Origin of the sequence: Leclercia sp. EC_58, assembly GCF_019584355.1 — a bacterium.
Classification (GTDB): Bacteria; Pseudomonadota; Gammaproteobacteria; order Enterobacterales; family Enterobacteriaceae; genus Enterobacter.
Window position 1 is genome coordinate 2,675,422 of record NZ_VDAM01000001.1, and the last position, 14,828, is coordinate 2,690,249.

General features: G+C 55.0%; 11 protein-coding genes. 9 read left to right on the forward strand and 2 right to left on the reverse strand.

Translation table 11 applies throughout. From position 1 onward, the window contains the following. Window positions 1-49 precede the first annotated feature (49 nt). Together focA and ycaO are read right to left on the reverse strand one after the other, a co-directional pair. Window positions 50-907: a formate transporter FocA gene (gene focA / locus FHC51_RS13070; RefSeq protein WP_139157106.1), complete on the reverse strand. Its 858-nt coding sequence runs from the start codon at window positions 905-907 to the stop codon at window positions 50-52. 406 nt (window positions 908-1,313) lie between these two features. Beyond that, complete coding sequence (gene ycaO / locus FHC51_RS13075) at window positions 1,314-3,074, reverse strand: 30S ribosomal protein S12 methylthiotransferase accessory factor YcaO (protein ID WP_220435729.1); 1,761 nt, start codon at window positions 3,072-3,074, stop codon at window positions 1,314-1,316. Between the two features lie 139 nt (window positions 3,075-3,213). Between ycaO and FHC51_RS13080 the strand changes: the two genes are divergently transcribed. From FHC51_RS13080 to lpxK, 9 genes are all read left to right on the forward strand, one after another. Next, a complete protein-coding gene (locus tag FHC51_RS13080) occupies window positions 3,214-3,906 on the forward strand; it encodes a DUF421 domain-containing protein (protein ID WP_220435730.1) in 693 nt (230 codons plus the stop codon). 163 nt (window positions 3,907-4,069) lie between these two features. Beyond that, window positions 4,070-5,158, forward strand: coding sequence for a 3-phosphoserine/phosphohydroxythreonine transaminase (gene serC, locus FHC51_RS13085; RefSeq protein ID WP_220435731.1), 1,089 nt, complete (start codon window positions 4,070-4,072; stop codon window positions 5,156-5,158). A gap of 71 nt (window positions 5,159-5,229) precedes the next feature. Continuing rightward, window positions 5,230-6,513, forward strand: coding sequence for a 3-phosphoshikimate 1-carboxyvinyltransferase (gene aroA / locus FHC51_RS13090; protein ID WP_114387525.1), 1,284 nt, complete (start codon window positions 5,230-5,232; stop codon window positions 6,511-6,513). 183 nt (window positions 6,514-6,696) lie between these two features. Then, complete coding sequence (cmk, locus tag FHC51_RS13095; RefSeq protein ID WP_103178921.1) at window positions 6,697-7,380, forward strand: (d)CMP kinase; 684 nt, start codon at window positions 6,697-6,699, stop codon at window positions 7,378-7,380. Window positions 7,381-7,491: 111 nt separating this feature from the next. Beyond that, complete coding sequence (rpsA, locus tag FHC51_RS13100; RefSeq protein WP_032617357.1) at window positions 7,492-9,165, forward strand: 30S ribosomal protein S1; 1,674 nt, start codon at window positions 7,492-7,494, stop codon at window positions 9,163-9,165. 120 nt (window positions 9,166-9,285) lie between these two features. Continuing rightward, window positions 9,286-9,573 carry an integration host factor subunit beta gene (gene ihfB / locus FHC51_RS13105; protein WP_039029484.1) on the forward strand — a complete coding sequence of 96 codons (288 nt, stop codon included), beginning with the start codon at window positions 9,286-9,288 and terminating at the stop codon, window positions 9,571-9,573. A 212-nt stretch (window positions 9,574-9,785) separates the two neighbouring features. Beyond that, window positions 9,786-12,050: a ComEC family protein gene (locus FHC51_RS13110; protein ID WP_220435732.1), complete on the forward strand. Its 2,265-nt coding sequence runs from the start codon at window positions 9,786-9,788 to the stop codon at window positions 12,048-12,050. A gap of 36 nt (window positions 12,051-12,086) precedes the next feature. After that, the gene (gene msbA / locus FHC51_RS13115) at window positions 12,087-13,835 is read left to right on the forward strand and encodes a lipid A ABC transporter ATP-binding protein/permease MsbA (protein ID WP_103178923.1); all 1,749 of its coding nucleotides are present in this window, start codon (window positions 12,087-12,089) and stop codon (window positions 13,833-13,835) included. Continuing rightward, a complete protein-coding gene (gene lpxK, locus FHC51_RS13120; RefSeq protein WP_220435733.1) occupies window positions 13,832-14,827 on the forward strand; it encodes a tetraacyldisaccharide 4'-kinase in 996 nt (331 codons plus the stop codon). The genes msbA and lpxK overlap by 4 nt, the downstream gene beginning before the upstream one ends. The last annotated feature ends 1 nt before the right edge of the window (window position 14,828 follow it).

Here is a 14,828-nt window from a genome sequence, read left to right on the forward strand (position 1 = left end):
AACACCTACCTTCTTAAGTGGATTTTTTATTTACTGCCTGAGACAACCGTTAATGATGGTTATCGCCACGCAGGTAAATGACCCAGTATGTCAACCCAACCAGCAGACCACCGCCGATAATGTTCCCGATTGTGACTGGGATCAGGTTATCAGTAATGAAGTTCATAACGGTCAGGTGAGAGAAATTCTCCGGGCTTGAACCAACAGCGGTCCAGAACTCCGGGCTGGCAAAGTCACGGATTACGATACCGAAAGGAATCATAAACATGTTTGCAATGCTGTGTTCAAAGCCGCTGGCGACGAACATGGCGACGGGCAGTACCATAATCATGGCTTTGTCCATCAGGCTGCGGCCGGAGTAACTCATCCAGACGGCCAGGCAGACCATGAGGTTCGCCAGGATGCCAAGGGCAACGGCTTCAATAAATGTGTGGTGCATTTTGTGGTCGGCGGTTTGCAGGACATTCAGACCCCAGCCCCCGTTGGCTGTCATATATTCACCGGACAACCACATCAACAGGACAAACAGTAAACATCCAATCAGGTTACCGATATAAACGTTAATCCAGTTTTTGGCCAGTTGACCCCAGGTGATTCTACCGCTGGCTTTCGCCACGACGATGAGTACCGTCGAGGTAAAAAGATCGGCGCCGCAGATGACGCAGAGAATCAGACCCAGCGAGAAACAGATGCCACCAATCAGCTTGGCAATACCGAAAGGCATTGCGGCGGTACCGGTAGTGGCAGTGATATAGAAAACAAAAGCGATGGAGATGAACACGCCAGCGGTAATCGCCAGGAAGAACGTCGTCATCGGTTGTTTTGTTGCTTTATAGACACCCGCTTCTTCGGCAACTTTTGCCATCGCAGCTGGGAGTAAAAGATCAAAAGGGTTGTCAGCTTTCACACTAACTCTCTCTTTATTAAGTCGGCGACGAGATACTAACAAAGCATTATAGAAGAGAAATTGATGTAGATCATATCTCGCCTGGCTTATAGGCCCGCAAACTGTGTGGTTTTACAGCAAATGCGGAGTAAGTTTTTGATTATCCTGATAAAAATAAATTTTAAAAGTTACAAAATGAGTTGATTTTTTTCTCCTGACCCTCTCCCGGACAGTTAATTAAAATGGAGTATTTCATATAAATAGTAACAATACTCGGCAAGCTGGAATTATTATAGCTACCAATATTTAACTTTATTATTACAACTAAAATTTATTACCGCGCAAATAGAAAACGGGGCAATAAAAATTGCCCCGTAATATAACGTAGGCGATTGTATTCGCCTACTGTTTGTAATGGTATGTAACGTTATTTAGCCCAGTACGCGCTTTTGGCTTTCTGCAGTTTCTCATAGGCCTTCAGCAAGGACTGGTGAGCAGGGAAGGCTTTCAGATTGCTGTCTACGGCCTGCAGGCCATAGAACGGCGCTTCGCCGCTCAGGGCCGCGCTGGCGTTCTCTACCGCTTCGGCACCGTACATGCGGGTGAAGGCGTTGAGATACTGCAGCGGCTGACGATCCTCTTCCTGCGCCAGCAACAGCAGCGTCTGCAGGCAACGGTAGTAGTTTGCGCGCTCCGCGCTGAATACCGAGGCGTTGAATTCGATGGTCCATTCGGTCCAGATCAGTGCCTGTTCCAGATCGCCGCCTGCCAGCGCCAGCATCGCCTTCAGCTCGCCAATACGCAGGGTGTACCAGCCATTGTCTTTACCCGTCGCCAGACCCAGCAGCTCGCGTACGCGGGTAAAGTCATCGTGGCCTTCGTCGTCCAGCTGGGTAATGAGGTTCAGGTAGTCCTCTTTCTCCCATGCGCTCTCCGGCAGTGCCAGCAGGGTTTCGCGCAGGTGGCTACCCATGCTGTTATTGGCCAGCCACAGATCTTCCACCGGATAGATGTCGGACATGCCCGGCACCAGAATACGGCAGGCGTAGACGCCCAGGTGTTCATAATCGGCGATGTACACTTCCTGCCCTTCGGCAGTGAAGATAGCCATCAGGGTGGCGAACTCTTCTTCCGTGGTGCCGGAGAAGCTCCAGTCAACAAACGGATAATCCGCGTCCTGCTTGAACAGATCCCAGGAGATAGAGCCGCTGGAGTCGATGAAGTGCGTCTCCAGGTTGGCATGTTCCGCCACTTCTTCGTCATCAAACGTCGGCGGAGTGAAGACATCGAGATCTTTCAGGCTACGGCCCTGCAGCAGCTCGGTAACGGTACGTTCCAGCGCTACGCCGAAGTCCGGGTGCGCCCCGAAGGAAGCGAAGCAGGTGCCGTTCGCCGGGTTGAAGAGCACCACGCAGATCACCGGATACTTCCCGCCCAGCGAGCCGTCATAGGCGAAGATTGGGAAGCCTTCTGCTTCCAGTTTGGCAATGGACTCCACCACGCCCGGATAGCGGGCCAGTACCTCAGCCGGGATCTCCGGCAGGCTGATAGATTCCGCGATAATGCGGTTTTTAATATGGCGCTCAAAGACTTCGGACAGACCCTGAACACGCGCTTCGTTGCGGGTGTTACCGGCTGACATGCCGTTGGAGACATACAGGTTGCCGACGATGTTCATCGGAATATAGACGGTTTGCTCGTCAGACTGACGGGTAAACGGCAGGGCGCAGATACCGCGATCTTCATTACCTGACTGCAAATCAACCAGCATGCTGGCGGTCAGTTGATTCTCCAGATCGTAAAACGCACGCAGACGATCGTCGAGGATCCCTTCCGGCAGTTCGTCATCTTCGGTCAGCGGGAACCATTTTTCATTTGGATAGTGAACAAACGGGCCATTCGCCACGGTCTCGCCCAGCCAGAAATCGGCAAAGAAATAGTTAGTGGACAGACGTTCAAAATACTCACCCAGCGCAGAGGCCAGCGCCGCTTTTTTGGTCGCACCTTTGCCATTGGTAAAGCACAGCGCGCACTCTTTATCGCGAATATGCACAGACCAGACGTGGGGAACCGGGTTGAGCCAGGAGGCCTCTTCGATGTTAAAGCCCAGGTCGGTCAGTTTTTGCTGGAAGCGAGCGATGGAATCTTCCAGGGCGGCGTCTTTGCCGGGGATAAACGTTTGAGTCATGGGGATCACTTATATCGTACGGAAAGCGCGCAATGATACGGGTTTTGCATGACAGGCGCTATCTCCCCGGCGGTTTCGGCGAAAATAAAAGGCTGGACTATGCTTATATCCAGTAACCTACTGTAAAGGAATATAAAAAATGAAAGCATTCGATCTTCAACGAATGGCCTTTGATAAAGTACCCGTTGAGTTTTTAGGCGAGGTAGCGCTGCGAAGTCTCTATACCTTTGTACTGGTTTTCCTGTTCCTCAAACTTACCGGACGACGCGGCGTGCGTCAGATGTCGCTCTTCGAAGTGTTAATCATTTTGACCCTGGGGTCGGCGGCGGGGGACGTGGCATTTTATGACGATGTGCCGATGATTCCCGTCTTTGTTGTTTTCATCACCCTGGCGTTGCTCTACCGGCTGGTGATGTGGCTGATGTCGAAAAGTGAAAAGCTGGAAGACCTGCTTGAGGGAAAACCGGTCGCCATTGTCGAAGAGGGCAAACTGGCCTGGGAAAAAGTAAAGCGTGCCAACATGACCGAGTTTGAGTTCTTTATGGAACTGCGGGTGAGCGGCGTCGAGCAGCTTGGGCAGGTTAAGCTTGCCATTATGGAGACCAACGGGCAGATAAGCGTTTACTTTTATGACGACGATCAGGTCAAGCCCGGGCTGTGCATATTGCCGGATGAATTTGTGAAACGATTTATGACGATACCGGAAGTCGGCGAATATGCCTGTCGGCGTTGCGGTCATGTTCAGACTCTACAGGCCGGGGCGCATCAATTATGTCCACGTTGTACGAATCCGGAATGGACGAAGGTTAGCCTGGCCAAACGCATCACTTGACAGCAATTTTGTCGGTTTTGTGACAGCCCGCTGGCAGAATGTATTGTGTGATGGCGGGCACATTTTCCGGGGCATGAGTTTTAGACATTGCGGCGCGTGTCACTGAATGATAAAACCGATATCCACAGTTATTACTTATGGCTTTATAGCGTGGTGAGGGGAAATGGCTCAGGTCTTTAATTTTAGTTCAGGTCCGGCAATGTTACCGGCGGATGTGCTCAAACAGGCTCAACAGGAGCTGTGCGACTGGAATGGTCTTGGCACGTCGGTAATGGAAGTCAGCCACCGTGGTAAAGAGTTTATTCAGGTGGCGGAAGAGGCAGAAGCAGATTTTCGTTTCCTGCTGAATATCCCCTCAAATTACAAAGTATTATTCTGTCACGGCGGCGGGCGCGGTCAGTTTGCGGGTATTCCACTGAACCTGCTGGGCGACAAAACCACCGCCGACTATGTTGATGCCGGTTACTGGGCTGCCAGCGCGGTAAAAGAAGCGCACAAATACTGCTCCCCGAACGTGATTGATGCCAAAGTCACCGTTGACGGCTTACGCGCGGTAAAACCGATGAGCGAATGGCAGCTCTCCCGCGATGCGGCCTATCTGCACTACTGCCCAAATGAAACCATCGACGGCATCGCTATCCACGAAGAGCCAAACTTTGGCGAGAATGTAGTCGTCACGGCGGACTTCTCCTCCACCATTCTCTCTGCGCCGCTGGATGTCAGCCGCTACGGCGTGATCTACGCTGGCGCGCAGAAAAACATTGGCCCGGCCGGTCTGACTCTGGTGATCGTGCGCGAAGATCTGCTGGGTAAAGCCCACAAATCCTGCCCGTCGATTCTGGATTACAGCGTGCTGAACGATAACGACTCCATGTTCAACACCCCGCCGACCTTTGCCTGGTATCTCTCTGGCCTGGTCTTTAAATGGCTGAGAAACAATGGCGGCGTGGCGCAGATGAATAAGATCAACCAGCAGAAATCCGAGCTGCTCTACAGCGTGATCGATGGCAGCGACTTCTATCGCAACGACGTCGCCAAAGCGAACCGCTCCCGCATGAACGTGCCGTTCCAGCTGGCTGACAGCAACCTCGATAAGCTCTTCCTCGAAGAGTCCTTCGCTGCTGGCCTGCATGCGCTGAAAGGCCACCGCGTGGTTGGCGGAATGCGTGCCTCCATCTATAACGCCATGCCGATCGAAGGCGTTAAGGCGTTGACCGACTTCATGACTGACTTCGAACGTCGCCACGGTTAATCGCGCCCGTGTTTATTCCCCCGTAGCCTGGCTGCGGGGTTTTTATTATGTTGAGTTGAGACTTAAATTTCATGGAATCCCTGACGTTACACCCTATCGCGCGGGTAGATGGCACCATCAATCTGCCTGGTTCAAAAAGTGTCTCGAACCGCGCCTTGCTGCTGGCTGCGCTGGCAAATGGCACCACTGTTCTCACTAACCTGCTGGACAGCGATGACGTTCGCCATATGCTTAATGCGCTGAAAGCGTTGGGAGTCCACTACACCCTGTCTGCGGATCGTACCCGTTGTGAAGTGACGGGCAATGCGGGTGCGCTGCACTCCGCCGACGCGCTGGAGCTCTTCCTCGGCAATGCCGGCACGGCTATGCGCCCGCTGGCGGCAGCCCTCTGCCTGGGCAGCAATGACATCGTGCTGACGGGCGAGCCGCGCATGAAAGAGCGTCCGATTGGCCATCTGGTTGATGCGCTGCGTCAGGGCGGCGCGCAGATTGACTATCTGGAGCAGGAAAACTATCCGCCGCTGCGTCTGCGCGGTGGCTTTACCGGCGGTGAAGTGGCGGTGGACGGCAGCGTATCCAGCCAGTTCCTGACCGCGTTGTTGATGACCGCACCGCTGGCGCCACAAAACACCACTATCACCATTAAAGGCGAGCTGGTTTCCAAACCCTATATCGATATCACGCTGCACCTGATGAAGACCTTTGGCGTTGAGGTGGAAAACCACAGCTACCAGCGTTTCGTGGTGCGCGGCGGGCAGCAGTACCAGACACCGGGCAACTACCTGGTGGAAGGCGATGCCTCGTCGGCCTCTTACTTCCTGGCAGCGGGCGCCATTAAAGGCGGTACCGTTAAAGTGACCGGTATTGGTCGCAACAGCGTGCAGGGCGACATTCGCTTTGCTGATGTGCTGGAGAAGATGGGCGCCGTGGTGACCTGGGGCGATGACTATATCTCCTGCACCCGCGGGGAGCTGAACGCCATTGATATGGACATGAACCATATTCCTGACGCGGCGATGACCATTGCCACGGCGGCGCTGTTTGCCAAAGGCACCACCACGCTGCGCAACATCTATAACTGGCGCGTGAAAGAGACCGATCGCCTGTTTGCTATGGCGACCGAGCTGCGTAAAGTCGGTGCCGAAGTGGAAGAAGGCGAGGACTATATCCGCGTAACGCCACCGGCCAGGCTGCAGGCGGCGGAAATTGGCACCTACAACGACCACCGTATGGCGATGTGCTTCTCGCTGGTGGCGCTCTCCGATACGCCGGTCACCATCCTTGACCCGAAATGTACCGCGAAAACCTTCCCCGACTACTTCGAGCAGCTGGCGCGTATTAGCACTCCTGCATGATATTGCTGCGCCGCATCACCTGATGCGGCGTTTCCTTACGCTTCCTGACGTCATCATCGTCCATTTCTTCTACACTCAGCTTCAATCATTCCGTAATTTGCACGCAAAGGTAACAGTTGTGCACATTGGCGCGTATAATGCGCGGCGTTTACACAACGGTATGCCTAATTTAAGGAGAAAAAGATGACGGCAATTGCCCCGGTAATCACCATTGACGGGCCGAGTGGCGCAGGTAAAGGCACGCTATGCAAAGCCATGGCGGAAGCACTGCAATGGCATCTTTTAGATTCGGGCGCAATCTATCGTGTGCTGGCGCTGGCTGCATTGCATCATCATGTCGATGTCGCCTCTGAAGAGGCACTGGTGCCGCTGGCCGCCCATCTGGATGTACGTTTCATCTCCACCAACGGCAACCTGGAAGTGATCCTCGAAGGGGAAGATGTCAGCGCTGAGATCCGCACTCAGGAAGTGGCGAACGCCGCCTCTCAGGTCGCGGCGTTTCCGCGCGTTCGCGAGGCGCTTTTACGTCGCCAGCGCGCGTTCCGTGACGCCCCGGGCCTGATCGCCGACGGACGCGACATGGGAACCGTGGTCTTCCCTGATGCGCCGGTGAAAATTTTCCTTGACGCTTCCTCGGAGGAGCGCGCGCAGCGCCGTATGCTGCAGTTGCAGGAAAAGGGCTTTAGTGTTAACTTTGAACGTCTTTTGTCTGAGATAAAAGAGCGTGACGATCGCGACCGTAATCGCGCCGTTGCACCGCTTGTTCCCGCAGATGATGCATTAGTTCTGGATTCTACCAGTTTAACTATTGAGCAAGTGATTGAAAAAGCGCTACAATATGCGCGCCAGAAATTGGCTCTCGCGTAATCGCGACCGATTTAGCAGTACCCCCGCTGCAATGGATTGACGGCGGGTATGTGAAACAACCCCATCCGGCACGGAGCCAGGTGGACGTTAATATTAACCTGAAGATTAAACATGACTGAATCTTTTGCTCAACTGTTTGAAGAATCCTTAAAAGAAATCGAAACCCGTCCGGGTTCCATCGTTCGTGGCGTTGTTGTTGCTATCGACAAAGATATCGTACTGGTTGACGCCGGTCTGAAATCTGAGTCTGCCATTCCGGCAGAGCAGTTCAAAAACGCTCAGGGCGAGCTGGAAATCCAGGTTGGTGACGAAGTTGACGTTGCTCTGGACGCAGTAGAAGACGGCTTCGGCGAAACCCTGCTGTCTCGTGAAAAAGCGAAACGTCACGAAGCATGGATCACGCTGGAGAAAGCTTACGAAGAAGCTGAAACTGTGGTCGGTGTTATCAACGGCAAAGTTAAAGGTGGCTTCACTGTTGAGCTGAATGGTATTCGTGCGTTCCTGCCAGGTTCACTGGTAGACGTTCGTCCAGTTCGTGACACCCTGCACCTGGAAGGCAAAGAGCTTGAGTTCAAAGTAATCAAGCTGGACCAGAAGCGTAACAACGTTGTTGTTTCCCGTCGTGCCGTTATCGAATCCGAAAACAGCGCAGAACGCGATCAGCTGCTGGAAAACCTGCAGGAAGGCATGGAAGTCAAAGGTATCGTTAAGAACCTCACTGACTACGGCGCATTCGTTGACCTGGGCGGCGTTGATGGCCTGCTGCACATCACCGACATGGCGTGGAAACGCGTTAAGCACCCAAGCGAAATCGTGAACGTGGGCGACGAAATCACTGTTAAAGTGCTGAAGTTCGACCGCGAGCGTACTCGTGTATCCCTCGGCCTGAAACAACTGGGCGAAGATCCATGGGTAGCTATCGCTAAACGTTACCCAGAAGGTACTAAACTGACTGGTCGCGTTACCAACCTGACCGACTACGGCTGCTTCGTTGAAATCGAAGAAGGCGTTGAAGGCCTGGTTCACGTTTCCGAAATGGACTGGACCAACAAAAACATCCACCCATCCAAAGTTGTTAACGTTGGTGATGTAGTGGAAGTTATGGTTCTGGATATCGACGAAGAACGTCGTCGTATCTCCCTGGGCCTGAAGCAGTGCAAAAACAACCCATGGCAGCAGTTCGCGGAAACCCACAACAAGGGCGACCGTGTTGAAGGTAAAATCAAGTCTATCACTGACTTCGGTATCTTCATCGGCCTGGACGGCGGCATCGACGGCCTGGTTCACCTGTCTGACATTTCCTGGAACGTTGCAGGCGAAGAAGCAGTACGTGAATACAAAAAAGGCGACGAAATCGCAGCAGTTGTTCTGCAGGTTGACGCAGAGCGTGAGCGTATCTCCCTGGGCGTTAAACAGCTCGCAGAAGATCCGTTCAACAACTGGGTTGCACTGAACAAGAAAGGCGCAATCGTAAACGGTAAAGTGACTGCAGTTGACGCGAAAGGCGCAACCGTAGAACTGGCTGACGGCGTTGAAGGTTACCTGCGCGCTTCTGAAGCTTCACGTGACCGCGTTGAAGATGCAACTCTGGTTCTGAGCGTAGGCGACGACGTTGAAGCTAAATTCACCGGCGTTGATCGTAAGAACCGTGCAATCAGCCTGTCTGTTCGTGCTAAAGACGAAGCTGATGAGAAAGATGCAATCGCAACTGTTAACAAACAGGAAGATGCAAACTTCTCTAACAACGCAATGGCTGAAGCTTTCAAAGCAGCTAAAGGCGAATAAGTTACTCGTAGAGTGACTTGACAGATTGCAGGATTCGTCCTGTAATCAATAACAAAGGGCGGCTACGGCCGCCCTTGTTTAAGCTGTTTAGCTAATTGGTTTGAAGGAACCGGAGGAATCATGACCAAGTCAGAATTGATTGAAAGACTTGCCAGCCAGCAATCGCATATACCTGCGAAAGCAGTGGAAGACGCCGTAAAAGAGATGCTGGAGCATATGGCTACCACTCTTGCACAGGGCGAGCGCATTGAAATCCGCGGTTTCGGTAGTTTTTCTCTGCACTATCGTGCTCCACGTACCGGGCGTAACCCGAAGACTGGCGACAAAGTAGAGCTGGAAGGTAAATACGTTCCGCACTTTAAGCCGGGTAAAGAGCTGCGCGATCGCGCCAATATTTACGGCAACTGAGTTTCGCCTGCGGGCAAAACTGAGTGACCACAAAAAAAGCACCTGCGGGTGCTTTTTTGTTTTTCTCCTTTTTATCCTGAAGCTGCGCCGCAAATTTCCCGGCTTTTTGCTGCACGACGTTGATTTATGCCAGCCTGCGTCGCAACCGCACAATTTCGCACCTGACAGACTTAACGTCTGAACGCACACTGCCCTGACACAGGGAGGTGTAAATGCGTTTAACGTCGTTAGCGACATGTCTGATCCTGGCTATCCTGCCACTTCTGTGGCTGCCCGCTCTGCCAGCGCTGCCGGTTATCCAGGCCATAGCAGTTGCCGGATTTCTGCTCGCCTTAATTCGTCATAACGTGGCCCGCTACAGTGGTTTCTGGCTGCTCTTCTTTGCCTGGGGAGCGCTGGCCGCGCAAAGTGCGGTCTGGCCAATGCAGAATCTGACCCGGGGTCCGCAGAAAGCGGAGATAGAGATCGTAGCGGTTGAAAACGAGGCGACCTATCGGGCCCGCATTATCCAGCTCAACGGCAAAGCGATAGTGCCAGCAGTAGGCGTCACGCTGTATGGCAACACGCTGCCGCAACCGGGCTGCGCCGGGCAGCGTTGGGCGATGACCTTGTCATTACGTGCCGTTCACGGGCAACTCAACGATGGCGGGTTCGATTCCCAGCGCTATGCCCTGGCACAGCATCAACCCCTGACCGGGCGTTTTACCCATGCCGATGTAACAGATGATCGCTGTAGCTTACGCGCCCGCTATCTCACCTCGCTAACGGCCACACTTTCTACCTATACCTGGGGGCCGGTTCTGCTGGGGCTGGGCATGGGGGAGCGGCTGGCGGTAACGTCAGAGATAAAAAATCTGATGCGGGAAACCGGCACCGGGCATCTGATGGCGATCTCAGGTTTGCACATAGCCCTGGCGGCGTCGGTTGTCTGGCTGCTGGTGCGGGGCATACAGTTTTTCATCCCGGGACATTGGGTAAGCTGGCGAGCCCCGCTGGTGGCAGGTTTCTGCTTTGCCGCCTTTTACGCCTGGCTTACCGGAATGCAACCTCCTGCGTTGCGCACCGTCGTCTCACTGGGCGCTTGTCTGGCGTTGCAATTGAGCGGTCGTCTCTGGTCGCCCTGGCAGGTATGGCGAGTCTGCATTGCTACCATTTTGCTGGCCGATCCGCTGGCCGTGCTGTCGTACAGTCTTTTACTGTCCGCTTTTGCCGTGGCGGTGCTGATTTTCTGGTATCAGTGGATGCCTGCCCCGCGCTTTTCCGGCCCGTGGGTCGTCAGGGCTGTGGCTAGCTTGCTGCACCTGCAACTTGGCATGCTGTTGCTGTTGCTGCCGGTACAGATTGTCGTCTTCCATGGTTTCAGCCTCTCTTCACTGGTCGCGAATCTGGTGGCGGTGCCGCTGGTGACCTTTATTTCGGTGCCTTTGATCTTACTGGGAATGGGGCTGCACCTCTGCATGTGGCCGGCGGCGGAAAATATGGTCTGGACGTTTGCGGATGGCTCACTGTCGCTGCTGTTCAGATTTTTAACCGCGCTCCCTGACGGTTGGATCCCGGTCGATAAACGCTGGCTGTGGCTGACCCTGCTGCCCTGGGCCGCCATCGTCGCCTGGCGGCTGCGCGGGGCGCGTACCTGTCCGGTGGTCTGTGTCTCGGCACTGGTGCTGGCAACCAGTCCACTATGGCGGGCTGATCAAACAGAGGGCTGGGCCGTGCATATGCTGGATGTCGGGCAGGGGCTGGCAATGGTGATCGAGCGGCAGGGGAGAGCAATTCTTTATGACACCGGACCCGCCTGGCCGGGCGGGGACAGTGCGCAACAGCTGATCATTCCATGGTTACGGTGGCACCATTTACGCCCGGAGGGGGTGATTATCAGCCACGAACACCTCGACCATATCGGCGGGCTGGTATCGCTACGTAAGGCGTGGCCGACTATGTGGATAAGAAGCCCGCTGCGCTGGGCCGGGCATGGCCCTTGTGTGCGCGGGGAGCGCTGGCAGTGGCGAGGGCTCACCTTCAGCGCACACTGGCCCCTCGCTAACAAACCGCAGCGCGGCAACAACGGTTCCTGCGTAGTTAAAGTTGAGGACGGTACCCATAGCGTGTTGTTAACCGGCGATATTGAAGCGAAGGGAGAAAAAACGATGCTCAGTCGTCACTGGCAATATCTTGCGTCTACACTTATCCAGGTGCCGCACCATGGCAGTAATACCTCCTCGTCACTCCCTCTGGTGCAGCGCGTGGGTGGGAAGATCGCTCTGGTGTCTGCCTCTCGCTATAACGCGTGGCGACTGCCTTCGATCAAAGTGGCTCGCCGCTACCGAAAGGAGGGGTATCGCTGGCTAACAACACCCCGACTGGGACAACTTACCGTTTCTTTTTCGCAACATGGCTGGCAAATCCATAGCTTACGGGATCAAATTTTGCCCCGTTGGTATCATCAGTGGTTTGGCGCGCCCGGAGATAACGGGTAGAATATGCGGCTATTTCAACAAATGCTGGTTTTTTGAATGCATAACGACAAAGATCTCTCCACGTGGCAGACCTTCCGCCGACTCTGGCCGGTGATTGCACCCTTCAGAACGGGCCTAATCGTGGCGGGCGTAGCGTTAATCCTCAACGCAGCCAGCGATACCTTCATGTTATCGCTCCTCAAACCGTTACTGGACGACGGTTTTGGTAAAACGGATCGCTCAGTGTTGCTATGGATGCCGCTGGTGGTTATCGGCCTGATGATTTTACGCGGCATCACCAGCTATATCTCCAGCTACTGCCTCTCCTGGGTTTCGGGCAAAGTGGTGATGACCATGCGCCGCCGCCTGTTCAGCCATATGATGGGCATGCCGGTCGCGTTTTTTGACAAGCAGTCGACCGGAACCCTGCTGTCGCGCATTACTTACGACTCCGAGCAGGTGGCTTCCTCCTCCTCCAGCGCGCTGATCACCGTTGTGCGTGAAGGGGCGTCGATTATTGGTCTGTTCGCCCTGATGTTCTGGTACAGCTGGCAGCTGTCGCTGATCCTGATTGTGCTGGCGCCGATTGTGTCGATTGCGATCCGCGTCGTCTCGAAGCGTTTCCGCAGCATCAGTAAGAACATGCAGAACACGATGGGGCAGGTGACTACCAGCGCCGAGCAGATGCTGAAAGGCCACAAAGAGGTGCTGATTTTTGGCGGCCAGGAACTCGAAACCAAGCGCTTCGATAAGGTCAGCAATAAGATGCGTCTGCAGGGGATGAAGATGGTGTCTGCTTCTTCCATCTCCGATCCGATCATTCAGCTCATCGCCTCCCTGGCGCTGGCGTTTGTGCTCTATGCCGCCAGCTTCCCGAGCGTGATGGAAACCCTCACCGCCGGTACCATCACCGTGGTCTTCTCGTCGATGATTGCCCTGATGCGCCCGCTGAAATCGTTAACCAACGTTAATGCCCAGTTCCAGCGCGGGATGGCAGCCTGCCAGACGCTGTTTGCGATCCTTGATTCCGAACAGGAAAAAGACGAAGGCAAACGCGTGATTGAGCGCTCAACCGGCGACGTGGAGTTCCGCAATGTGACCTTTACCTATCCGGGTCGCGATACGCCTGCTCTGCGCAATATCAATCTGAAAATTCCGGCAGGCAAGACTGTAGCCCTGGTGGGCCGCTCTGGCTCGGGTAAATCAACCATCGCCAGCCTGATCACCCGCTTCTACGATATTGATGAGGGTGAGATCCTGATTGATGGCCACGATCTGCGCGAGTACACCCTGCGGTCGCTGCGTAATCAGGTCGCGCTGGTCTCTCAGAATGTGCACCTGTTCAACGACACTGTGGCTAATAACATCGCCTATGCCCGTAATGAAGAGTACAGCCGCGAGCAGATCGAAGCGGCGGCGCGGATGGCCTACGCCATGGACTTCATCAATAAGATGGATAACGGGCTGGATACCATTATCGGTGAAAACGGTGTCCTGCTCTCCGGCGGTCAGCGCCAGCGTATTGCTATTGCGCGCGCGCTGCTGCGTGACAGCCCAATCCTGATCCTCGATGAAGCTACCTCGGCGCTGGATACCGAGTCCGAACGCGCTATCCAGTCTGCGCTGGATGAGCTGCAGAAGAACCGTACCTCACTGGTGATTGCCCACCGCCTGTCGACGATTGAAAAAGCCGACGAAATCGTGGTGGTGGAAGATGGCTACATCGTCGAGCGGGGCAGCCATGCTGACCTGCTGGCGCACCAGGGCGTGTATGCCCAGCTTCATAAAATGCAGTTTGGCGAATGATCGCTCGCATCTGGTCCGGTGAGTCTCCGCTCTGGCTGTTGCTGTTGCCGCTCTCCTGGCTGTATGGCCTGGTCAGCGGCCTGATCCGCCTGAGTTATAAAGTGGGGCTCAAACGGGCCTGGCACGCACCGGTGCCGGTGGTGGTGGTGGGCAACCTTACCGCTGGCGGTAACGGTAAAACGCCGGTGGTGATCTGGCTGGTGGAACAGCTGACAAAACGTGGGATTCGCGTGGGGGTTGTCTCCCGGGGATACGGCGGCAAGGCGGAGCGCTATCCGCTGCTGCTGAGCGCGCAAACCACCACGGCGCAAGCGGGGGATGAGCCGGTGCTGATCTTTCAACGCACCGGTGCGCCGGTAGCGGTTTCGCCGGTGCGCAGCGAGGCGGTGCAGGCTCTGCTGACGCAGGCGAATGTCCAGATTGTGATCACTGACGACGGCCTGCAGCACTACGCGCTGGCCCGGGATAAAGAGATCGTGGTGATTGATGGCGTTCGCCGCTTTGGTAACGGCTGGTGGTTACCTGCCGGACCGATGCGCGAGCGCGCGTCGCGTTTGCGGTCCGTGGATGCGGTTATCGTCAACGGTGGTACGGCGCAGGCGGGGGAGATCCCGATGCAGCTGCAACCAGGACTTGCCGTTAATCTGCTGACCGGCGAACGGCGCGACGTTGCTGAGCTTAACCATCTGGTGGCGATGGCCGGTATCGGTCATCCTCCGCGCTTTTTCTCCACCCTGGAAGCCTGCGGCGCCAAACTTCAGCGTAGCGTGCCGCTGGCCGACCACCAGGCGCTGAGCCTGGAGCAGGTTGCGGCGTTTACTGCGCCTGGTCAGACGTTGATCATGACCGAAAAAGATGCGGTGAAATGCCGCGCCTTTGCCCGGGATAACTGGTGGTATTTACCGGTTGATGCCCAACTGCAGGGCGAACAGCCTGAACAACTGCTCCAGGAACTGATTGCCCTGGCAGGAGAGGCCTCACCCGCGCACTAAC